20 protein-coding genes are annotated in these 20,763 nt (G+C 64.5%); 6 read left to right on the plus strand and 14 right to left on the minus strand.

Features of this window, described 5'->3' with window-relative positions; genetic code table 11:
• Nucleotides 1-40: 40 nt before the first annotated feature.
• From kdpC to ACIPZ8_RS11045, 12 genes are all read right to left on the minus strand, one after another.
• Nucleotides 41-592 carry a potassium-transporting ATPase subunit KdpC gene (kdpC, locus tag ACIPZ8_RS10990; protein ID WP_400722606.1) on the minus strand — a complete coding sequence of 184 codons (552 nt, stop codon included), beginning with the start codon at nt 590-592 and terminating at the stop codon, nt 41-43.
• Nucleotides 593-602: 10 nt separating this feature from the next.
• Entirely contained in the window at nt 603-2,657 is a 2,055-nt protein-coding gene (gene kdpB, locus ACIPZ8_RS10995; protein ID WP_400722609.1) for a potassium-transporting ATPase subunit KdpB, read from the minus strand.
• A 10-nt stretch (nt 2,658-2,667) separates the two neighbouring features.
• Nucleotides 2,668-4,362 carry a potassium-transporting ATPase subunit KdpA gene (gene kdpA / locus ACIPZ8_RS11000; RefSeq protein ID WP_400722611.1) on the minus strand — a complete coding sequence of 565 codons (1,695 nt, stop codon included), beginning with the start codon at nt 4,360-4,362 and terminating at the stop codon, nt 2,668-2,670.
• A gap of 9 nt (nt 4,363-4,371) precedes the next feature.
• Nucleotides 4,372-4,461, minus strand: coding sequence for a K(+)-transporting ATPase subunit F (gene kdpF, locus ACIPZ8_RS11005; RefSeq protein ID WP_033696222.1), 90 nt, complete (start codon nt 4,459-4,461; stop codon nt 4,372-4,374).
• Between the two features lie 117 nt (nt 4,462-4,578).
• Entirely contained in the window at nt 4,579-5,625 is a 1,047-nt protein-coding gene (locus ACIPZ8_RS11010; protein WP_400722614.1) for an AI-2E family transporter, read from the minus strand.
• Nucleotides 5,626-5,637: 12 nt separating this feature from the next.
• The gene (locus tag ACIPZ8_RS11015) at nt 5,638-6,432 is read right to left on the minus strand and encodes a DUF4892 domain-containing protein (protein ID WP_400722617.1); all 795 of its coding nucleotides are present in this window, start codon (nt 6,430-6,432) and stop codon (nt 5,638-5,640) included.
• Nucleotides 6,433-6,541: 109 nt separating this feature from the next.
• A complete protein-coding gene (locus tag ACIPZ8_RS11020) occupies nt 6,542-7,396 on the minus strand; it encodes an alpha/beta hydrolase (protein WP_400722620.1) in 855 nt (284 codons plus the stop codon).
• Nucleotides 7,393-8,181 carry an alpha/beta fold hydrolase gene (locus tag ACIPZ8_RS11025; protein WP_400722623.1) on the minus strand — a complete coding sequence of 263 codons (789 nt, stop codon included), beginning with the start codon at nt 8,179-8,181 and terminating at the stop codon, nt 7,393-7,395. Before ACIPZ8_RS11025 ends, ACIPZ8_RS11020 begins: the two co-directional genes overlap by 4 nt.
• Before the next feature lie 92 nt (nt 8,182-8,273).
• The gene (locus ACIPZ8_RS11030) at nt 8,274-8,660 is read right to left on the minus strand and encodes a hypothetical protein (RefSeq protein WP_400722626.1); all 387 of its coding nucleotides are present in this window, start codon (nt 8,658-8,660) and stop codon (nt 8,274-8,276) included.
• Between the two features lie 98 nt (nt 8,661-8,758).
• Complete coding sequence (gene sixA / locus ACIPZ8_RS11035) at nt 8,759-9,217, minus strand: phosphohistidine phosphatase SixA (RefSeq protein WP_400722629.1); 459 nt, start codon at nt 9,215-9,217, stop codon at nt 8,759-8,761.
• A complete protein-coding gene (locus ACIPZ8_RS11040; protein WP_400722631.1) occupies nt 9,214-9,561 on the minus strand; it encodes a DUF4389 domain-containing protein in 348 nt (115 codons plus the stop codon). The genes sixA and ACIPZ8_RS11040 overlap by 4 nt, the downstream gene beginning before the upstream one ends.
• 15 nt (nt 9,562-9,576) lie before the next feature.
• Nucleotides 9,577-10,602 carry an NAD(P)H-dependent glycerol-3-phosphate dehydrogenase gene (locus ACIPZ8_RS11045; protein WP_079228990.1) on the minus strand — a complete coding sequence of 342 codons (1,026 nt, stop codon included), beginning with the start codon at nt 10,600-10,602 and terminating at the stop codon, nt 9,577-9,579.
• A gap of 437 nt (nt 10,603-11,039) precedes the next feature.
• Between ACIPZ8_RS11045 and ACIPZ8_RS11050 the strand changes: the two genes are divergently transcribed.
• The 5 genes from ACIPZ8_RS11050 (at nt 11,040) to fabB (ending at nt 17,955) form a co-directional block, all read left to right on the plus strand.
• On the plus strand, nt 11,040-13,187 hold the full coding sequence (locus ACIPZ8_RS11050; protein WP_400722634.1) for a TonB-dependent receptor plug domain-containing protein: 2,148 nt from the start codon (nt 11,040-11,042) through the stop codon (nt 13,185-13,187).
• Nucleotides 13,187-14,077 carry an ABC transporter substrate-binding protein gene (locus ACIPZ8_RS11055; protein ID WP_400722637.1) on the plus strand — a complete coding sequence of 297 codons (891 nt, stop codon included), beginning with the start codon at nt 13,187-13,189 and terminating at the stop codon, nt 14,075-14,077. Before ACIPZ8_RS11050 ends, ACIPZ8_RS11055 begins: the two co-directional genes overlap by 1 nt.
• The gene (locus ACIPZ8_RS11060; protein WP_400722640.1) at nt 14,074-16,005 is read left to right on the plus strand and encodes a response regulator; all 1,932 of its coding nucleotides are present in this window, start codon (nt 14,074-14,076) and stop codon (nt 16,003-16,005) included. The genes ACIPZ8_RS11055 and ACIPZ8_RS11060 overlap by 4 nt, the downstream gene beginning before the upstream one ends.
• Nucleotides 16,006-16,207: 202 nt before the next feature.
• Nucleotides 16,208-16,723, plus strand: coding sequence for a 3-hydroxyacyl-[acyl-carrier-protein] dehydratase FabA (fabA, locus tag ACIPZ8_RS11065; RefSeq protein ID WP_008089108.1), 516 nt, complete (start codon nt 16,208-16,210; stop codon nt 16,721-16,723).
• A gap of 11 nt (nt 16,724-16,734) precedes the next feature.
• Nucleotides 16,735-17,955: a beta-ketoacyl-ACP synthase I gene (gene fabB, locus ACIPZ8_RS11070; RefSeq protein WP_217839468.1), complete on the plus strand. Its 1,221-nt coding sequence runs from the start codon at nt 16,735-16,737 to the stop codon at nt 17,953-17,955.
• Nucleotides 17,956-18,001: 46 nt separating this feature from the next.
• On the opposite strand, the gene ACIPZ8_RS11075 is transcribed toward fabB, so the two are convergent.
• Nucleotides 18,002-19,009: an amidohydrolase family protein gene (locus ACIPZ8_RS11075; protein ID WP_400722643.1), complete on the minus strand. Its 1,008-nt coding sequence runs from the start codon at nt 19,007-19,009 to the stop codon at nt 18,002-18,004.
• 115 nt (nt 19,010-19,124) lie between these two features.
• Between ACIPZ8_RS11075 and ACIPZ8_RS11080 the strand changes: the two genes are divergently transcribed.
• On the plus strand, nt 19,125-19,985 hold the full coding sequence (locus tag ACIPZ8_RS11080; RefSeq protein ID WP_400722645.1) for a pirin family protein: 861 nt from the start codon (nt 19,125-19,127) through the stop codon (nt 19,983-19,985).
• Between the two features lie 33 nt (nt 19,986-20,018).
• Here the strand turns inward: ACIPZ8_RS11080 and ACIPZ8_RS11085 are convergent, their stop codons facing one another.
• The gene (locus ACIPZ8_RS11085; protein WP_400722648.1) at nt 20,019-20,744 is read right to left on the minus strand and encodes a dienelactone hydrolase family protein; all 726 of its coding nucleotides are present in this window, start codon (nt 20,742-20,744) and stop codon (nt 20,019-20,021) included.
• Nucleotides 20,745-20,763: the final 19 nt, after the last annotated feature.

The following is a 20,763-nucleotide window of genomic DNA, read 5'->3' on the forward strand; positions in this document are numbered from 1 at the left end:
ACACAAGGCCGCTCCTACAGGGATCAAGGGCAGCTTTGAATCAGCGGCTTAGCTGTTCAAGCGCCTGGTTCAGAGCCAGCACATTGACCACCGGTGGCCCGATCAATGGGTGGAGGGTGGCCTCTTCCAGCAAGGCTTGCAAGCGCTCCACTGGCACCTGCCGCGCCGCCGCTACCCGAGGGATCTGGTAGGCCAACGCCTGCGGTGGCAAGTGCGGGTCAAGGCCGCTGCCCGAGGTGGTCAGCAAGGCCTGCGGCACCGGCCCAAGCTGTGCCTGGTAAAGCGCCGCAGCATCGCCCTTGACCCGCTCGGCCAGCGCCGGGTTGCTCGGTGCCAGGTTGCTCGCGCTACTGGCCACGGTGGCAAAAGCGCCCGCCGAGGGCCGCGAGTGGAACCAGCCATCGCCCTGGAAATCCTGGGCGATCAAGGCCGACCCCCGCACCTGCCCGCGCTCATCGCGCACCAGGCTGCCATTGGCCTGCTCAGGAAACGCCAGCTGGGCAACCCCGGTCACCGCCAGCGGGTACAGCGCGCCAGTGACGACCGTCATCAGCAGGATCAGGCTCATCGCCGGGCGTACGTAACTGTTCATGGTGGCCTCCTCAGACCAGGTGCAAGGCATTGAGCAGCAGGTCGATCAGCTTGATCCCGGCAAACGGCACGATGATGCCGCCCAGCCCGTAGATCAGCAGGTTGCGCCGCAGCAGATGCGCCGCGCTCGCCGCCTGCACGCGCACGCCGCGCAGTGCTAGCGGGATCAGCACGATGATGATCAGCGCGTTGAAGACGATGGCCGAGAGGATTGCGCTCTGCGGGCTGGCCAGGTGCATCAGGTTGAGCACACCCAGCTGCGGGTAGATGGCGGCGAACAGCGCCGGCAGGATGGCGAAGTACTTGGCCACGTCGTTGGCGATGGAAAACGTGGTCAGCGCCCCGCGGGTCACCAGCAGTTCCTTGCCCACCTGCACCACGTCCAGCAGCTTGGTCGGGTCGCTGTCCAGGTCGACCATATTGGCCGCCTCACGCGCCGCCTGGGTGCCATCGTTCATGGCCATGCCGACGTCCGCCTGGGCCAGCGCCGGGGCATCGTTGGCGCCGTCGCCGCACATGGCCACCAAGCGGCCGTCGTTCTGCTCCTGGCGGATGCGTGCCAGTTTCTTCTCCGGCGTGGCTTCGGCGAGCACATCGTCAACGCCGGCCTCGGCGGCAATGGCCGCAGCGGTCAGCGGGTTGTCACCGGTCACCATCACGGTGCGGATGCCCAGCTTGCGCAGCTCGGCAAAACGCTCGCGGATGCCCGGCTTGACCACGTCCTTGAGGTGGATCACGCCGAGCAGGCGTTTGTCCACACATACCAGCAGCGGGGTGCCACCGCTCTGGGCGATGCGCTCCACTTCACGGGCCAAGGCGGTGGGCAGGTCGAGGCGCTGCATGCCGACGAAGGCCAGCACCGCGTCAACGGCGCCCTTGCGGTAGCGGTGCTGCTGGAAATCGATACCCGACAGGCGCGTCTCGGCGCTGAAGGCGATCGCCTGGTACTGCCCGGACGACGGCTCGATGAAGTCATGCAACTGACGCAGGTACTCGACGATCGACTTGCCCTCGGCGGTGTCATCGGCCAGCGAAGCAAGCAAGGCGCCCTCCCCCAGCTCCTTGGCAGTCACACCCTGGGCCGCATGCAGGGCGCTGCAGCGGCGGTTGCCGAAGGTGATGGTGCCGGTCTTGTCGAGCATCAACGTATGCACATCGCCAGCCGCCTCCACCGCGCGGCCAGAGCGGGCGATCACGTTCAGGCGCACCAGGCGGTCCATGCCGGCAATGCCGATGGCCGAAAGCAGGCCGCCGATGGTGGTCGGGATCAACGTCACCAGCAGCGCTGCAAGGAAGATCAGCGGCAGGCTACCGCCGGCAAAATGGGCGAACGGTTGCAGGGTCACCACCACGATCAGGAAGATCAGGGTCAGGCCGATCAGCAGGATGTCGAGGGCGATTTCGTTGGGGGTCTTCTGCCGCTTGGCGCCTTCGACCAGGGCGATCATGCGGTCCAGGGTCGACTCGCCGGGGTTGCTGGTGATGCGGATCAGCAGCCAGTCGGAGACCAGCCGGGTGTTGCCGGTAACGGCCGAGCGGTCGCCGCCGGATTCGCGAATCACCGGCGCGGACTCGCCGGTGATGGCCGCTTCGTTGACCGCCGCGATGCCTTCGAGCACCTCGCCGTCACCGGGGATCATCTCGCCAGCCACCACGCGAACCACATCGTCCTTGCGCAGCGCCGTGGCCGCGACGCTTTCGAAACTGCCATCGCGTTTGCGGCGCTGCGCCATCAGCCCCTGGCTACCGGCCTTCAGGCTATCGGCACGGGCCTTGCCACGGCCTTCGGCGAGGGCCTCGGCGAAGTTGGCGAACAGCACGGTGAACCACAGCCACAAGGCGATTTGCGCGGCGACGCCGGTGCTGACGCCATTGCCGGGGGCAAAACACAGCGCGGTGGTGAGGACCGCCGTCAGGGCGACCACCAGCATCACCGGCGCCCGTTTGAGCTGGCGCGGGTCGAGCTTGACGAAGGCCTGCACCAGCGCCGGCCGCCACAGGGCCGCAAAGCGGGTCTGGTCCTTGGCGCTGCGTGAGGCTTTCACTTCAGGAATGGGCATGTTCATGGATGACTCCTCAGAAACCCAGGCTCAGTTGTTCGGCAATCGGCCCGAGGGCCAGGGTCGGCAGGAAGGTCAGGCCACCGACCAGCAGGATGGTCACCAGCAACAGGCAGGCGAACAGCGGGCCGTGGGTGGGGAAGCTGTTGGTGCCCTGGGGCGCGCTCTTCTTCGCTGCCAGGCTGCCGGCCAGGGCCAGGATCGGCAGGATGTAGCCGAAGCGGCCGATCAGCATGGCCAGGCCGATCATCACGTTGTGAAATACCGTGTTGGCGCCAAATCCGGCGAACGCCGAGCCATTGTTGGCGGTGCCCGAGGTATAGGCATACAGCAGCTGGCTGAAACCATGGGCACCCGGGTTGCTCACCGCGCCAGCGGGCCCAGGGAGGCTTGCGGCGATGGCCGCGAGCACCAGCACGCCGACCGGCATCACCAGCAAGGTGGCCACCAGCAGTTGGACTTCACGCGCCTGTAGCTTCTTGCCCAGGTATTCCGGCGTGCGACCGATCATCAAACCGGCCAGGAAAACCGCGATCAACACGAACAGCAGCATGCCGTAGAGCCCGGCGCCGACGCCGCCGAAGATCACTTCGCCTACCATCATGTTGACCATCGCGACCATGCCGGTCAGCGGGTTGAGGCTGTCGTGCATGGCGTTGACCGAGCCGTTTGACGCCGAGGTGGTCGTCACTGTCCACAGCACCGAACCAGTAGTGCCGAAGCGGCTCTCCTTGCCCTCCATGGGCGCACTCTGCTGCACCTGGGCGCTTTCCAGCGCTGGGTTCGGCTGGTACTCCGACCACAGTGCCGTGGCGCCGCCAAGCAGGAACAGGCCAAGCATGCAGGCGATGATGGCACGGCTCTGGCGCAGGTCCTTGACGTAGTGCCCGAAGGTGAACACCAGCGCCACCGGGATCAGGATGATCGAGGCCACCTCGAACAGGTTGCTCCAGGCCGTGGGGTTTTCGAACGGGTGCGCCGAGTTGACGCCGAAGAAGCCACCACCGTTGGTGCCCAGCTGCTTGATGGCGATCTGGCTGGCGGCCGGGCCCAGCGGGATGGTCTGGTCGGCGCCTTGCAGGGTCACAGCGTGGGCGTAGTCGGCGAAGGTCTGCGGCACGCCCTGCCACACCAGCAGCAGCGCCAGCAGCAGGCACAGCGGCAGCAGGCCGTAGAGGGTGGCGCGGGTCATGTCGACCCAGAAGTTGCCCAGGCTGGTGGTGGAACGGCGGGCGATGCCGCGGCACAGCGCAACCAGCACGGCCAGGCCAGTGGCGGCGCTGACGAAGTTCTGCACGGTCATCCCGAGCATCTGGCTCAGGTAGCTGACCGACGCCTCACCGCTGTAGGCCTGCCAGTTGGTGTTGGTGACGAAGCTCACCGCCGTGTTGAAGGCCAGCGACCATTCCTGGCCAGGCAGGTGCTGCGGGTTCAGAGGCAGGTAGCCTTGCAGCAGGAGCACGCTGAACAGCAGCAGGAAGCCGGCCAGGTTGAAGGCCAGCAGCGCCAGCGTGTACTGCTTCCAGTTCTGCTCCTGGTCGGCGCGCACGCCGGCCAGGCGATAGCAGCCCTGCTCCACTGGGCCCAGAACGGGCGTCAGCCAGGTGCGCTGCCCTTCCATGACCTTGTAGTAGAAACGCCCAAGCCAGGGTGCCGGTAACAGCACGATGGCGAAAAAAGCCACTAGCAACGTGTAATCGTAACTGTGCATGGCCGCTCCCTAGCTGCGATCGGCGCGCAGCAGCGCTACCAGCAGGTAAACCGCCAATGCCACTGCCAGTAGCAGTGACAACCCGTCGAGCATGTACATGAGTGCAACTCCCCCGTGGTGCGGCATGGGCCGCTTTGGGGGAATTGTCTGAGGGAGGGGCGTAAAGGGACGAGACCGGAGGCTGGGACTGGCTATAAAGAATGCGTAAAAACAGGCTTACCGAGGGGTTTGCGCCGAGTTCCGGCTCCAGTCCAGCAGCAGGCTGTAACCGACCGCCAGCAAGGTCGGCCCGATGAACAGTCCGATGAAGCCAAAGGCAAGCAAACCACCGAACACGCCGAGCAGCACAATGACCAGCGGCAGGTTGCCGCCGCGGCTGATCAGGTAAGGCTTGAGCACGTTATCCACGCCACTGATGACGAAGGTGCCCCAGATACCGAGGAATACCGCCATGCCGTATTCGCCCTTCCACACCAGCCAGCCCGTCGCCGGGATCCAGGCCAGCGGCGGGCCCATCGGGATCAGGCTGAGCATGAAGGTCACCAGGCCGAGCACGATCGCCCCCGGCACGCCGGCAATCAGGAAACCGATCAGTGCCAGCAGCGCCTGGGCTGCCGCCGTGCCGATCACACCGTTCACCACCCGCTGGACGGTCCCGGCCACCAGTTCCAGGTAGTAATCGGCCCGTTCGCCCACCAACCGGTTCAGCAGGCGCAGCACGAAAGCCGACAGACGCGGCCCGTCACGGTAGAAGAAGAACACGAACACCAGGCTCAGGGTCAGCTCCAGCACACCACTGCCGATCTGCGCACTGCGCGCCAGCAACCAGTTGCCGACCTGCCCCAGGTAGGGCTTCATCGACGCCAGCAAGGCCGCACCTTGCTGATCGAGGGATTGCCACCAACTGACCAGGCGCTCGCCGACGAAGGGAATGCCGCCCAGCCAGTCAGGTGCATCGGGCAGGCCATCGACCTGCACGTCACGCACAAAGGCAGTGGCGTCGCGGATGTGGTCGGCCAGGTTGAAGCCCAGCCACACCAACGGCAAGGCAACGATCAGGATCCAGGCCGTGGTCAGCAGGCTGGCGGCCAGGGTTTCACGCCCACCCAGCACACGCGTCAGCAGGCGCATCAGCGGCCAGCTGGCGAACGCCAGGATAGCCCCCCAAAGCAACGCGGATATGAACGGTGCCATGACCCAGAGGGCGGCACCCAGCAGCGCCAACAGCAGAATCTGGATCAGCAGGCGATCATTATTGGCCATGGTGGCGCTCACTCAACGAATCAGTTCCAGGTGCAGGCCATCGGTGGGTGCATTGCCGACTTCGAGCCGGCCATCACGCACCCCCGCCTTGACCAGTTGCTCGCGCCAGGCCTCAGCCTGGGCGCCGCTGAGGCTTGCGCGCAAGGTGCTGTCGAGGTTCAGGCTGCGCGCCAGCAAGGTCACCCAGCTTTCCTGTGGCGCAGCCAGGTCGGGGTAGTCGAGCTTGCCGGTGTCGCGCATTTCGCGCAGCACCGTGGCGGCGGTGGGCAGTATCTCCCCAAGCGGGCTGCTGGCGACGAATTCTTCCACATGCAGATAGGCGCGGCGGTTGCCACGGGTGACGCTGTACAGCGCAACCAGGGTGTCGGCCTCTTCGGCCGAGCGACGCAGCAGGATGAACGCCTGCTGCTCGTCACCGCCGTTCAAGCGGGCATTGGCAAATACGTCGTTGGCCCACAGGCTGCCTTCGCCGCAATCGCGGCCCTGGCACCAGAACAGCGGGTAACCGCCGTCCTGCTGCAGCGCTTCGCGGGCGCTGGTGAAGGCTTCGCGGGCGCTACGCTCGACCGGTAGCTCGTAGGTAACCGAGCTGACCTGGCCACGGCTTTCGATCTTGTCTTCGACACGCAGCCGGCCGCTGATCTTGCGCAGCGGGCCCATGGGGTAGACGCGTTCCTGCTCCACGGCCGGGCGCTGGTCGACGACCTTGGCGTCTACCGGCACGGGCAGGCTGCCGGCCCACAGCCACGGGCTGGCCAGCACGAGGCAGGTGGCGATGGCAGTACGAATGGAAACGGGCGCGCTCATCGGCGAGCCATGCGGCGCGGCGCGCCGGGTTGAAGCTCCAGGATGTCTGGCAGTTGCATGGTTGTCTCCCTGTTCAACCCGCCAAGCCTCGACACTTGCCCGGTGCAAGTCAAGCAAAGCCAAAGAAGCGATTGAAACAGTCTGCGACAAGGGTCGCGCCCGGTTCGTCGTTCAGGTGCAGGTGATGCCCGCCAGGCAGCACCGTCTGCTCAAAGGGTAGCTGCTCCAGCAGTTCGGTGTGGCGCACCAGCATGCCGTCGGCCGCCACCACCAGGCTGGCGGGGCAGCTCACTCGCCGCACATAGGCCATGGCCTGGGCCTGGCTCAGGCGCACCGGCGAGGGCAGCGTCAAGCGGCTGTCGCTGCGCCAGCTGTAGCCCCCGGGCACCGGCATCAGGCCACGCTGCGCCAGCCGCTCGGCAGCTTCGCGGCTGACCGCGACCATGCCCTTCATGCGCGCCTGTACGCCCTCCTCCAGGGTCGGGTAGACGGACTTGCGCTTGCCGTCGAGGCGCAGCTGGGCCTGCAGGGCCATGCCCAGGCGCTCACCGGCATCCTGCTCGGCGCCGGTCGGGGGAATGACACCGTCGATCAGGGCCAGATGGCTGACCCGGTCTGGCAAGGCACCGGCCAGCTGCACCGAAATGATCGCGCCCAACGAATGCCCGAGCAGGGCAAAACGCTGCCAGCCCAGCTGCTCGGCCACCCGCAGCACATCGTGGGCGTAATCGGCCAAGGCATAACCCGCGCCCAATGGGCGGTGCTCGGAATAGCCGTGCCCGGCCAGATCAAGGGCGACGATACGTAAGCCTTTCAACAGCGGGGCCAGGCGGGAGAAGCTGTTGGCGTTGTCCAGCCAGCCGTGCAGGGCGATCACTGGCAGGCCATCCGCGGCGCCGAACAGGTGCGCGGCCAGCTCGATATGGCCCAGGCTCAGGCGAACCTCCTCGACCTGCGCGCTCATGCCTGGCTCCAGCGGTCGAACAGGCCCTTGATCAGGCTGGCCGTGTCGGTCGGCCGTTCCAGCGGGAACATGTGCCCACCCGGCACGCTGTGGTATTCGCCCCGCGGCATGCCGCGCACCGCCAAGGTATGGTGACGGCGGATGACGTTGCTGCGCTCGCCACGCACCATCGCCAAGGGCACCTGCAACTGCCGTGCTGGCGCCGGGCTGGCGTGCGGAATGCTGCGGTAAATGCTGATCTCGGTGGCCGGGTCGAAGCGCAGCCGCAAGCCCTGCTCGGCCGCCTGCAGGCCATGCTCGAGGTAGGCTTCCAGGCAGTCCGGGTCGAAGTGGCGGAACAGCGATTTGCTGGCGAAGTAGTCACGTGCGCTGTCACGGTCGGCAAAGGCTTCACGCCGCCCGAGGGTACGGCCGGCCGGGGTGATGCGGTCGATGAAGCCAAAACGCTTGGCGGTGCGCAGCAGCCATTGGTCAGCACGGGTCAGTACCGGCGAGTCGAGCATCACCACGCCGCGGTACAGTTCGGGCCGGCGCAAGGCGGCATGCAGGTGCAGCACGCCGCCCAGCGAATGGCCGACACCCCACACCGGCGCCACCTGCTGCGCCAGGTGATGCAGCAGTTCGTCGACCAGGTTCTGCCAGTTGTCGTCAACCGGAAAGCGCGGGTCATGGGCATGCTGGGCCAGGTGACTGACCTGGTAATCCGGCGCCAGGGCGGCGAACAGCTTGCCGTAGGTGGCAGAGGGGAAACCGTTGGCATGGGCGAAAAAGATCTGCTGCGACATGGCGCCAGGTCCGGACGGGGATGATGGCCCATTGTCTGCATCGCGCCGGCACTCGGCAACGTCTGTAAATGTCATCGCCAAGGGCAATCAGGTCATGCCGACTGGTCGAAGCTGGCCAGCGAGCGGCGCAGGCAGGCTTGCATGTAGGCGATCTGACTCTCCAGCGCATCACGTGCCAGGCTCTGGTCCTGAAGGTCCAGCTGCAGGCGGCGCAAGGCCAGGCAGCTGGTTTGCAGCAGATGAGACATGCGTATGCAGGACTGCTGCAGTTCGTGCAAGTCCTGCTCGACCAGCAGGTTGTCCAGCGGCTGCTGCTCGACCTTCTGGCGGATTCTGCCCATCAGGTGATTGAGCTTGGCGTCGGCGGCCTCGCGCAGCAGGGAGTACTGGGCGAAATCCAGACGGTTGTTGCGTTGCACGGCTTCAATCGTGGGCTGCAGATCCAGAGAGCGCAAAAGCTCGTGCATCAACCCGCTCATTCAACGCTCCCTGCCCTTTCATCTGCTGGTCATCCTGGCGCCAAGCATCCGTTGGATCCAAAACACAGGCAACTGGCAAAAATGCCAGTTGCCTTGGTTCAGTCAGGCGCATTAAGCGCGCGCAATGTCATCAGCCCTGCCAGCGGCCAGTCGCCCTCCAGCTGCGCCAGGCTGGCAGTGCTCATGGGGGCCGGCTGCTGCACATGGCCATGCTCGAGCATGCCGACCAGCGCACCCACTAGTGGCTGGTGGCTGACCAGCAACACATGCTCCAGGCCCAGTTGCTCGATCTCGCCGATCACCTGCCGCACGTCACTGTCAGGTGTCAGCCACGGCACGGTGCGCACGGGGTCGGCGAAGCCCAGGGTGTCATGCACCAGCGCCGCCGTCTGTTGCGCCCGTACGTACGGGCTGGCGATGATCGCCTGCAACGGCTGGCCAAGCAGCCGGGCCGCACTGCGCAGCACCTGCTCGCGGCCATGGTCGGTCAGGCGCCGCTCAGCGTCGGTATTGGCGCGCGGCTCCGCCTCGCCGTGGCGCAGCACCCACAGCTTCACAGCTTGGGCTCCTCGTCGCGCACCGGGTGCGGAGCCGGGGCCACGGCGTGGGGCGCCTCGCCTTCCGGGGCACGCGCTGCCGGCCAGTCGGCGAACGGCCAGGGCTTCTGGTCGGTGTGGAAGGTACCGAAACGGCCGATCTGCGCCAGGTACTGGCTCAGGCTGTCACCGAAGTTCATCAGGCTGGCGCTCGGTGCACCATAGATCAGGCGGTAGATCAGCTGCACCAGCACCAGGCCGCCAAGCAACAGCTCGGCCAGTTGCCAGACCACCAGGAACACCAGCATCCACAGCACCCGCAGGATGATCGACTCGCGCTGGGCGCGCTCGGGTGTATCGTTCATGTGCTGCTCCTTGGCTCAATTGAAACCACTGATGGAAATGAAATCGACGTCGGTCTTGGGCTCGGCACGCATCAGGTGCTCGATCACCTGGTTCAGCGTGCGGCCTTCGAACAGGATGGCGTGCAGGCCAGCCACCAGCGGCATGTAGACCTGCACTTCCTGGGCCTTGGCCTTGAGCACCTTGAGCGTATTGACCCCTTCGGCCACTTCGCCCAGGCGGCTGACTGCCTGCTCCAGGCTCAGGCCCTGGCCCAGGGCGTGGCCGACCTGGTAATTGCGGCTCTTGGGCGACGAGCAGGTGACGATCAGGTCACCGACACCGGCCAGGCCGAGAAATGTCATGGGGTTGGCCCCCTGGCTGACGGCAAAGCGGGTCATCTCGGCCAGCGCACGGGTGATCAGCATGCTCTTGGTGTTCTCGCCCATGCCCAGGGCTACAGCCATGCCGGCGATGATGGCGTAGACGTTCTTCAGCGCGCCGCCCAGTTCAACGCCGAAGCGGTCGCTGCTGGCGTAGACCCGGAACGTGCGCCCGTGCAGCACGGCCTGCACCCGCTGGCACAGTTGTTCGTCTTCACTGGCGACCACGGTGGCGGTCAGTGCGTGCTCGGCGATCTCGCGGGCCAGGTTGGGGCCGGAGAGCACGCCGATGCGGGCTTCGGGCGCGATTTCCTCGAGGATCTGGCTCATCAGCTTGAAGCTCTGCGCTTCGATGCCCTTGGTCAGGCTGACCAGGTACTTGCCGCGCAGCAGCTCGGCATGGGGCGCCAGCACACTGCGCAGGGCACTCGAAGGCAGCGCGACGAAAATCAGGTCGCTGGCTTGCAAGGTGGCCAGCAGGTCGTTGACTGGCTCGACTCCGTCCTGCAGGCGGATGCCCTTGAGGTACCGCGGGTTCTCGCGATTGACCCGCATCGCTTCGGCCTGCTCGGGGTCGCGCATCCATTGACGTACCGGCACGCCATTCTCGGCCAGCAGGTTCGCCACGGCGGTGCCGAAGCTGCCGCCTCCCAGAACTGCAACAGGTTGCTGTTCAGTCATATTCAATCCGTTAAAGCCATTAAGTTAAGTGGCGACCTGAACATTATACGGGTCGCCTGCTACAGAACCAGTGGTGGGCTCTTGGGTTCGACGGGGGATTGTCGGCGCCTGTGAGATCGAGCGCCGCCCGCGCGGCGCATCGCAGGCAAGCCTGCTCCTACATTTGTTTCGGGCCAATATCTCCTGCGTCCATTGGCGCGCGTACCCTTGGTGCATGGCTCGATATCGCGTCGTACAAACAAGGGCCCGCGCGGCAATACCTCAGGAATAATTGGCCCGAAACAAATGTAGGAGCAGGCTTGCCTGCGATGCGCCGCGCGGGCGGCGCTCGATTTGTGCCCCACTGCAAATCCCAAGGCAGGCCCCCAACCCAATCCACCCTTCCAAGCCCGCAAAACCAACGCAGATCACTGGCAAAACCTCCAAGGTCAGTTACCATGCCTGTTTCAACTCTGAGACAAGGCTGTCCTGTGTTCCCTGGCCCGCCCCCTTACCCTCGCCTGCTGCTGCTGACTGCCCTGCTGGGCGGCTCGGCCATGGCCGACGACTTGTTCATCGACAACACCGACCTGCCGCAGGTTCTGACCGCCACGCGCCTGAAACAATCACCGGCAGCGGTGCCGGGCAGCATGACCGTGCTCGACAACGAACTGATCCGCGCCAGCGGTGCGCGCGACATCCCCGAACTGCTGCGCCTGGTACCGGGCATGATGATCGGCTACGGCGCCGGCAACCAGCCGACCGTGAACTACCACGGCAGCAACGTCAACGATGCACGGCGCATGCAGGTGCTGATCGACGGCCGCTCGGTGTACCGTGCCGGCCTGGCCACGGTGGACTGGAGCGATATCCCGGTCGCCATCGAGGACATCGAGCGCATCGAGGTGTTCCGCGGCCCCAACACTGTCAGCTACGGCGCCAACGCGTTGATGGCGGTGGTCAACATCCTCACCCGCAACCCGGCCGACAGCCACGGCACGCGGATGAAACTGACCCGAGGCCAGGATGGCATCAACGACTATTACCTCAGCCACGGCTTCGGCTGGGACGGTGGCGACATGCGCCTGTCGGTGTCCGGCCAGCAGGACGATGGCTTCGACGAGAACCAGTTCGGCCAGGACTACCGTGACAGCCGTCGCCTGAACCGCTTCAACCTCAGTGTCAGCCACGTCCTGGCACCGGATCAGACCCTGGAATGGCAACTGGCGGCCAAGGAAGGCAGCAACCAGCGGCCGTATACCTATCAGCCGGTGTTCGGCAACTACCAGGCAGGTAACAATGCAGACGTCAATGCTAAGGATTACGCCGGTTCAATGCGCTGGACCAAGGACTTCAGCGCAGATCACAGTCTCTACATTCAAGGATCGGCACAATACTTTGATCGCCAGCAAGTCTGGCGCGCCTGTGACGCGCTCGAATCGTTCAGTCCCGAGTTGACTCGGCTGTGGCAGATCAATCCTGATTTTGCCGAAAAGGTCGCGCGCGGTATTGCACTGGGTCAAACCCCGTCCACCAACGACCCCGTCCTTGGCAAACTCACGCGACAGGTAGAAGCTCAGTGGAATGCCGGTGGAAAGGACCCCGTCTGCGGCGACGTTGACCAAAGCACTCGGGAAACCCGATACGACCTGGAGATCCAGGACACCCTGAGCCTGACCGACAGCCTGCGCCTGCTCAGCGGCATGAACTACCGCTATGATCGCGCCGATTCGCAGACCTATTTCAACGGCAGTATCGACGACCAGACCTGGCGCTTGTTCGGCCAACTGGAATGGCGCGCCGACGAGCACTGGATTCTCCAGGGCGGCGCGATGTTCGAGGATTCGCGCCTGTCCGGCAGCTCCCTCACCCCACGCGTGGCGGTCAACTACTTGATCACCCCGCGCCACGGACTGCGTGCGGTGTACTCCGAGGCGGTGCGCTCGCCTGACATGTTCGAGAACAATGTTAACTGGAGCTACACGGTCAAGAACCTGACTCCCAATAAATTCGGATTGCAGGACGGCGAATACTTCGTCAAGACCCGCGGCCCTGGCGACCTCGAACAGGAACGCATGCGCTCGCGCGAGCTGGGCTATAACGGCTACTTCAGCGACTTCGACCTGAACATGGATGTGAAGCTGTTCTACGACGAGATCACCGGAATGATCAGCGAGCCTCTAAGGAACAACCAGTACATCGCCAGCAACGCCAACAAGGCCCGCTTCAGCGGCAGCGAGGCGCAATTCGACTGGCGCCTGGCACCACGCGACCGACTGCGCCTGACCTATGCCTATGTCGATGCCTGGGCCAGCAACCCCGCCGACCGTCGCCTCAGCGCACGCAACAGTGGCTCGGCCGGCTGGATGCGCGAATGGGGCGAGGGTTGGTCGAGCGCGCTGTTCTACTACGGCGACGACGCCCTCAACCAGTACCGCTACGAACGCGTCGACCTGCGCGTGGCCAAGCGCTTCCGTATCCAGGGCAGCACCCTGGAACTGGCCGGGCTGTGGCAGCAACGCCTGGATGACCAGCCCACCACGGTGGAGCAGAACCGTTATGACAGCCGCCACCGCCTGAGCGTCAGCGCGGAGCTGGAGTTCTGATGGCCCTGCTGCTGCGCCTGCTGCTGCTCTGCCTGTGGCCACTGGGTACGCTGTCCGCCAGCGAAGTCCTGCTGGTCGGCGGCGACGACCAGCCTGGCTTTCGCAGCTTTGTCGACGCCCTGCAAGGCCGCCGCAGCCATGACCATGTCCGTTTCCAGAGCATCGCCGAGTTGCCCCGCCCCGCCCAGCTCAAGGCTGACGTGCGCCTGGTGCTGCTCGACAACAGCGCACTGGAGTGGCGCCTGAGCGACAACAGCGGGCCACCTGCGCTGGCCATGCGCATCAGCCGGGTACAGGCTGATCAACGCCTGGGAAAGTCGCGCCCTGCTTACCTGACCCTGCTGTGGAGCGACCCGCCGCTGGCGCGGCAACTGCGTCTGGCCCGCTACCTGTTGCCACAGGCCCAACGCATCGGCGTGCTGTACGGTGAGCACAGTCACTTCCTGCTCGACGAGCTGCGCCAGGCGGCACGCCCACTGGGCCTGGAGATCGTCGCCCAGGACTGGCCGGACCAACGCGACAGCCGGCCCCTGCAACATCTGCTGGCCAACAGCGACGTGCTGCTAGGCCTCGATGACCCCGACCTGTACAACTCCAAGACAGCGAAGAACTTGCTGCTCAGCAGCTACGGCCGACAGATGGCGCTGATCGGCCCGAACGCCGGCTTCGTGCGCGCCGGCGCACTGGCCAGCACCTACAGCGACCAGGACGACTGGCTGGCAGTGCTCGACCAATTGCTCGACCAGCCTCCGACGCACTGGCCACGCAGCCTGTACCCGGCGCGCTATGGCGTCAGCGGCAACCAGCAGGTAGCACGCGCCCTGGGCCTTGAGCCGATCGATCCGAACGCCACTGCCAAGGCCTTGGCCGAAGGAGAACCCACCCCATGAGCAAACGCCTGAGCTGGGACATCCACACCCGCACCCAGATCATCAGCCTGGGCCCGGCATTGTTGCTGACCTTGCTGTTGATCAGCTTTTTCACCTTCGTGCGGATCCAGGATTTGCGTCAGGAGCTGAACCACACCGGGCAGCTGATTGCCAACCAGCTGGCACCGGCATCCGAGTACGGCGTCATCTCCGGTAACAATGAAGTCCTCGAAGGCCTGATGCGCGCCACCCTGAGCATCCCTCACGTGCGCTTCCTCGAAGTGCAGGACAGCCGCAACCACATTCTGGTGTACGTCGAGCAGCAGGACGAGAGCAACAACCGGGCGCAGCAGGTGGAAGTGTTCCAGGCGCCGATCCGCCTGCAGCAGATCCGCCTGGACAGCGACTTCCTGCAACAGGGCAAGACGCCGACACCGTCCATCGGTGACGACTACCTGGGCCGGGTGATCGTCGGCATGTCGGACGATGCCTTCAGCCAGCGTCAGCAGGAGATCGTGATCAAGGCCGGCATCCTGGCGCTGTTCGCCCTGCTGTTCACCTTCCTCCTTGCCCGCCGCCTGGCCATGAGCCTGGCCAAGCCCATCAGCGACATGGGCCACGCGGTCAAGGCCATCCAGCAGGGTGAATACAACGCGCCGCTGCCGGTGGTCGACGACAGCGAACTCGGCCACCTGGCGCGGCATATCAACAACCTCGCCAGCGCCCTGGACCAGGCCAGCGCCGAACAGAAGCAGGCCATCGCCCAGCTGATCCAGGCGCGCGAGGAAGCCGAACAGGCCAACGGCGCCAAGTCGGAGTTCCTGGCAATGATGAGCCACGAATTGCGCACCCCCATGAACGGCGTGCTGGGCATGCTGCAACTGCTGGAAACCACCCAGCTGACCAGCGAACAGGCGGATTACACGGCGGTGGCCAGCGAGTCCACCGGGCATTTGCTGAAGGTCATCAATGACATCCTCGACTTCTCGCGGATCGAACGCACCACGCTGCAGCTCGAGCACATCGACTTCAACCTGTGCGAGCTGATCGCCAGCAGCGTGCAGTCGTTCCAGCACAGCGCCCAGCAGCGTGGCCTGGAGCTGCACCTGCAACTGCCGGCAGAGGGCGCGCAGCCACAGGTGGTCGGCGACCCGACGCGCATCCGCCAGATCCTCCTCAACCTGATCGGCAACGCCCTGAAGTTCACCGAGCGCGGCCAGGTCCAGGTCGAGGCGCGCTGGCAGTTGCTCGACCGGCAATTGCTGTGGTTCACCTGCAGCGTCCGTGACACCGGTATCGGCATCGACAGTGAACGCCTGGAAATGATGTTCGTCGCCTTCCAGCAGGCCGACAGCTCGATTTCGCGACGCTATGGCGGTACTGGCCTGGGCCTGTCGATCGCGCGCACCCTGGCCGAACGCATGGGCGGCAAGCTGCGCGGTGAAAGCCGCGAAGGGCTGGGCTCGACCTTTACCCTGGAAATGCCGCTGCCCCTGGCCAGTACCGCACCGGCAACACTCCCCGGAAGCTCGGGGGCCAGTGCGCCACTTGAGGTCGGCAAACGCATCCTGCTGGTGGAGGACAATCCGGTCAATCAGAGCGTCATCGAAGCCATGTTGCGCAGCCTGGGGATGGAGGTCAGCGTGGCCCACGACGGGCTACAGGCGGTGGAGCAGGTCAGCCAGCAGCCGTTCGCCGCCGTGCTGATGGATTGCCGCCTGCCGCAGATGGATGGCTACGAGGCGACCCGGCGCATCCGCCTGCTGCCGGCCTGCAGCCAGCTGCCGATCATCGCCTTGACCGCCAATGCCCTGCAGGGTGACCGCGAGCGTTGCATGGCCGCCGGCATGAATGATTACCTGAGCAAACCGTTCCGCCGCACCGAGTTGCAGCGGGTATTGCAGCGCTGGTTACCTGGACGCACAGCAGCGACTGGCGATAAATGCTAAAGTGCGGCAGTCTTAAGTACTGGACAGGACCTTGTTCGGACCTGAAAATAGACGTTTCAGTGCACACCTGTACTTCTTTCGCCAGGTGCGCTGTGACTTTCACCACAACGCAATAGTCTACCTGTAGGCTGCCGTCCCAGAAGCAAGAAGGGTCGGCCGGGAAGATTCATCCCCTGCCACAGGGGGTTATTGAGGAGCTCGCATGACCAAACAACACGCCTTTACTCGGGAAGACCTGCTGCGCTGCAGTCGCGGTGAGCTGTTCGGCCCAGGTAATGCGCAACTGCCCGCGCCGAACATGCTGATGGTCGATCGCATCACCCATATCAGCGAAGAAGGCGGCAAGTACGGCAAAGGTGAATTGGTCGCCGAGCTGGATATCACCCCGGACCTGTGGTTCTTCGCCTGCCACTTCGAAGGCGACCCGGTGATGCCGGGCTGCCTGGGCCTCGACGCCATGTGGCAGCTGGTCGGCTTCTTCCTCGGCTGGCAAGGCCTGCCGGGCCGTGGCCGTGCACTGGGTTCGGGCGAAGTGAAATTCTTCGGCCAGGTACTGCCGACCGCCAAGAAAGTCACCTACAACATTCACATCAAGCGCGTCCTGAAGGGCAAGCTGAACATGGCCATCGCCGATGGTTCGGTCAGCGTCGATGGCCGCGAGATCTACACTGCCGAAGGCCTGCGCGTCGGCGTGTTCACCTCCACTGACAATTTCTAAGGGTTATTCGCATGCGCCGCGTCGTTATCACTGGTCTGGGCATCGTATCGTGCCTGGGCAATGACAAAGCTACCGTCACCGAAAACCTGCGCAACAGCCGTCCGGGTATCCGTTACAACCCGGAATACAAGGAAATGGGGCTGCGTAGCCAGGTTTCCGGGTCCATCGACCTCAACCTCGAAGAACTGATCGACCGCAAGGTCTACCGCTTCGTCGGCCACGCCGCTGCCTACGCCTACCTGGCGATGCAGGACGCGATCAAGGACTCCGGCCTGACCGAAGAGCAGGTTTCCAACCCGCGTACCGGCCTGGTTGCCGGCTCGGGCGGCGCCTCGACCCTGAACCAGATGGAAGCGCTGGATACCCTGCGCGAAAAAGGCGTCAAGCGCGTGGGCCCATACCGCGTCACCCGCACCATGGGCAGCACCGTTTCGGCGTGCCTGGCCACCCCGTTCAAGATCAAGGGCATCAACTACTCGATCTCGTCGGCCTGCGCCACTTCCGCACACTGCATCGGCACCGCCCTGGAGCAGATCCAGTGGGGCAAGCAGGACATCGTCTTCGCCGGTGGTGGCGAAGAAGAGCACTGGAGCCAGTCGTTCCTGTTCGACGCCATGGGCGCCCTGTCGACCAAGCGCAACGAAACCCCTGAACTGGCTTCGCGCGCCTACGACGCCGACCGTGACGGCTTCGTCATCGCTGGCGGCGGCGGCATGGTGGTGGTCGAGGAGCTGGAGCACGCTCTGGCCCGTGGCGCCAAGATCTACGCCGAAATCGTCGGCTACGGTGCAACGTCCGACGGCTACGACATGGTCGCGCCGAGCGGCGAAGGCGCCATCCGCTGCATGCAGCAGGCGCTGTCCACCGTCGACACCCCGATCGACTACCTGAACACCCACGGCACCTCGACCCCGGTCGGTGACGTTGCGGAAATGAAGGGCGTTCGCGAAGTGTTCGGCGCCAACGCACCGAAGATCAGCTCGACCAAGAGCCTGTCGGGCCACTCGCTGGGTGCTGCCGGTGTGCACGAGGCAATCTACTGCCTGCTGATGATGGAAAACAACTTCATTGCCGGCTCCGCCAACATCGACGAGCTGGACCCTGAGGTTGCCGACCTGCCGGTACTGCGCAAAACCGAAGAAAACGCCAAGATCGACACGGTCATGAGCAACAGCTTCGGCTTCGGCGGCACCAATGCCACCCTGGTGCTCAAGCGCTGGACTGGCAAGTAAGACGCTGCTGCAGCAAATGAAACGCCCCGACTGGTTCGGGGCGTTTTCATTTGTGTTGCCTGGGTAGAACCGCCAGGAAATTACCTTGCGCTAGCTTGTTGGCCACGTCTTCAGGCAACGCATCCAGGAACGGCGCGAAGCCGCGCACCTGCTCGCCAAGGCTGCCAAACCGGCCCACCACATCCGAGCCAAGCATGAACCGGTCCGGATACCGCTCGACCAGCGCCAGCCACTCCTTGCGCGGTACGCCCTGCTCGTCCAGCAGATAGGGCCCCAGCACACTCCACGACAAATCCACATACAGATTCGGATAGTCCGCCAGCAAGCGCGTCAACACAGGCAACAGAAAGTCCATCCGCGTCTGGTGCCGGTGAATCTCCGCACTGCTCCCCGCATGCGCCCAGATGAACCGGGTGTGCGGATGATTGCGCAGCGGCTCTTCGATCTCGGCGAGGTACAGCGGATTGCGCTCGCGCTTGGAAGTGATGTTCGAATGCAGCAACACCGGCATGTCGCGCTCTGCCGCCAGGTGATAGATGCGGGTCATCGCCTCGTTGTTGGCCCTCGGCGTATCGCCACTGGTCAGCGCGGTCAGGTCGTCATGCCGGGTGAACACCTCACCGATCCCCTGCCACAACCCTGGGTTCAGTTCGAGCATGCGCTCGATATGGTTGACGGCATTCTTGTCCACCGGATTGAAACCGGTCAGAAACGGATGGAAACGCTTTCGCTGCTCGATCGGCAGTTTTTCCAACGCGGCAGCGACATAGGTATCGGTCGCGCTGTACCAGTAGGCATCGGCGTCGTCGCCCGCGTAATAGCGCGGGCGCTTTGGCTCGTCTTCGTGCCATTTCTTTGCCACCGGAATCCCGGAAATCATCGAATGCTCGACACCGGCATCGTCCATGGCCTTGATCAGCGTCGGCATGCCCTCGGTCTCCTGGAAGAAGTCCACGTAGTGCAGGTGAGCGTCGCTGAAGCGATAGTCACGGGCCAGGGCCGCCTGGCACAACCAGCCAGACAACAGCAGCCAGGCTAGCGCTCTGGCAATCATGGGCAACCTCCTTATCTGGGCATCAGCAGGGTAGACCGGGCAGCCAGCACAACGGTTCAGCATTGCTCGGCAAACCGCTATGCTTGGGGCATTTCCACCTCGCCTGGAGCCCACCATGAGCAGCCCCGTGATCATCCGCCCACGCGCCGAATCGGTCGAGGGCCAGCCGATCCTGCGCCCGCTGCCCTCGGCCCAGTGCCGCAGCGTCGGCCCGTTCGTGTTCTTCGACCACATGCTCGAGACCGACTATGCACCGGGCCATGGCATGGATATCCGCCAGCATCCGCATATTGGCTTGTCCACACTGACCTACCTGTTCGAGGGGGCGATCCTGCACAAGGACAGCCTCGGCTCGGAGCAGCGCGTGCTACCTGGGGATGTGAGCTGGATGACCGCCGGCAGAGGTGTGGCGCATGTCGAGCGCACGCCTGCGGACGCCCTGGCCCATGGTTCACGCTTGCACGGGCTGCAGGTATGGCTGGCCTCGCCACAGGCGCTCGAACAGGGTGAGCCGAGCTATAGCCACCATCCGGCGGCAAGCTTGCCGGTCAGCGATAACCTGGGCGTGCGCATCTGCATGATTGCCGGCAGCGGGTTCTGCCTGGAATCACCCGTGCCGGTGCTCTCCCCTACCCTCTATGCACATGTGCTGATGCAACCGGCTACCACGTTGGTGGTGCCTGACGAACATGTGCAACGGGCGCTGTATCTGCTCGATGGTGAGCTGTTCATGGACGGTGAACAGGTCGAGGCCTGCAGCCTGGTGGTGCTGCCGGAGGGCGAAGAGGTCACGCTGTATGCCGAGGAAGAATGCCAGCTGGTGATGATCGGCGGGGCCCCGCTGGACGGGCCGCGGCGGATGAACTGGAATTTTGTGGCAAGTGATGTGGAGCTGATCGAGCAGGCCAGGGCCAAGTGGGCTGCCGGGGATTGGCCGGTGGTGCCTGGGGAAACGTCAAGAATCGAGTTGCCGTGATAGTCTGGGGCTGCTTTGCAGCCCCCTGCGGTATCAGCGCTGGAACACTTCGATGAGCAGGTTGTGCATCGAGCGGAACGCCCGCTCCGAGGTACGGCGGTCGTACTGCATCTTGCCCGGCACATTGGCATTCGGGTCAGTGAACGAATGCACCGCGCCGCCGTAGCTCAGCAGCTGCCAGTCCACCTTGGCCGCGTTCATTTCGTCTTCGAACGCCGGCAATTGCTCCTTCGGCACCAGCGGGTCGGAAGCACCGTGCAGCACCAGCACCGAGCCCTTGATGCGCTTGGCATCTTCCGGGTTCGGGGTGTCCAGAGTGCCGTGGAACGACACCGCCGCCTTCAGGTCGGCCCCGGTACGGGCTAGTTCCAGGGCACAGCAGCCACCGAAGCAGAAGCCGAAGGTGGCCACCTTGCCCGGCTCCAGCAGGGCCCTGGATTGGCCCAGCAGTTGCGCCAGGGCTTCCTGCATGCGCTTGCGCAGCTCGCCACGGTCATTCTTCAGCGGCATCATCGCCGCCCCTGCCTCATCGGCATTGGACGGCCGTACCGACTGCCCATACAGGTCGGCAATCAGTACCACATAACCCTTCTCGGCCACTTCCTTGGCGATACGCTCGGCACCTTCGCCGATGCCCATCCAGTTCGGCGCCATCACCAGGCCTGGACGGCCCAGCGCACCTGGCTCGTAGACCAGGCGGCTTTCATAGGCCTTGCCGGACAGGTGATAGACCAGCGATTCGACGATTACCTTGCTCATCAAGCACTCCTTAGGCACT

The sequence above is a fragment of the Pseudomonas sp. NPDC089422 genome (assembly GCF_044749405.1).
GTDB lineage: Bacteria > Pseudomonadota > Gammaproteobacteria > Pseudomonadales > Pseudomonadaceae > Aquipseudomonas.

Coding starts and splice junctions, on each gene's coding strand:
- ACIPZ8_RS11055 (WP_400722637.1), top strand. CDS start 13,187: ATGGCCCTGCTGCTGCGCCTGCTGCTGCTCTGCCTGTGGCCACTGGGT.
- fabB (WP_217839468.1), top strand. CDS start 16,735: ATGCGCCGCGTCGTTATCACTGGTCTGGGCATCGTATCGTGCCTGGGC.
- kdpA (WP_400722611.1), bottom strand. CDS start 4,362: ATGCACAGTTACGATTACACGTTGCTAGTGGCTTTTTTCGCCATCGTG.
- ACIPZ8_RS11010 (WP_400722614.1), bottom strand. CDS start 5,625: ATGGCCAATAATGATCGCCTGCTGATCCAGATTCTGCTGTTGGCGCTG.
- ACIPZ8_RS11040 (WP_400722631.1), bottom strand. CDS start 9,561: ATGAACGATACACCCGAGCGCGCCCAGCGCGAGTCGATCATCCTGCGG.
- ACIPZ8_RS11060 (WP_400722640.1), top strand. CDS start 14,074: ATGAGCAAACGCCTGAGCTGGGACATCCACACCCGCACCCAGATCATC.
- kdpC (WP_400722606.1), bottom strand. CDS start 592: ATGAACAGTTACGTACGCCCGGCGATGAGCCTGATCCTGCTGATGACG.
- ACIPZ8_RS11025 (WP_400722623.1), bottom strand. CDS start 8,181: ATGTCGCAGCAGATCTTTTTCGCCCATGCCAACGGTTTCCCCTCTGCC.
- ACIPZ8_RS11075 (WP_400722643.1), bottom strand. CDS start 19,009: ATGATTGCCAGAGCGCTAGCCTGGCTGCTGTTGTCTGGCTGGTTGTGC.
- ACIPZ8_RS11080 (WP_400722645.1), top strand. CDS start 19,125: ATGAGCAGCCCCGTGATCATCCGCCCACGCGCCGAATCGGTCGAGGGC.
- ACIPZ8_RS11085 (WP_400722648.1), bottom strand. CDS start 20,744: ATGAGCAAGGTAATCGTCGAATCGCTGGTCTATCACCTGTCCGGCAAG.
- fabA (WP_008089108.1), top strand. CDS start 16,208: ATGACCAAACAACACGCCTTTACTCGGGAAGACCTGCTGCGCTGCAGT.
- kdpF (WP_033696222.1), bottom strand. CDS start 4,461: ATGTACATGCTCGACGGGTTGTCACTGCTACTGGCAGTGGCATTGGCG.
- ACIPZ8_RS11045 (WP_079228990.1), bottom strand. CDS start 10,602: ATGACTGAACAGCAACCTGTTGCAGTTCTGGGAGGCGGCAGCTTCGGC.
- ACIPZ8_RS11050 (WP_400722634.1), top strand. CDS start 11,040: ATGCCTGTTTCAACTCTGAGACAAGGCTGTCCTGTGTTCCCTGGCCCG.
- ACIPZ8_RS11015 (WP_400722617.1), bottom strand. CDS start 6,432: ATGAGCGCGCCCGTTTCCATTCGTACTGCCATCGCCACCTGCCTCGTG.
- kdpB (WP_400722609.1), bottom strand. CDS start 2,657: ATGAACATGCCCATTCCTGAAGTGAAAGCCTCACGCAGCGCCAAGGAC.
- ACIPZ8_RS11030 (WP_400722626.1), bottom strand. CDS start 8,660: ATGAGCGGGTTGATGCACGAGCTTTTGCGCTCTCTGGATCTGCAGCCC.
- ACIPZ8_RS11020 (WP_400722620.1), bottom strand. CDS start 7,396: ATGAGCGCGCAGGTCGAGGAGGTTCGCCTGAGCCTGGGCCATATCGAG.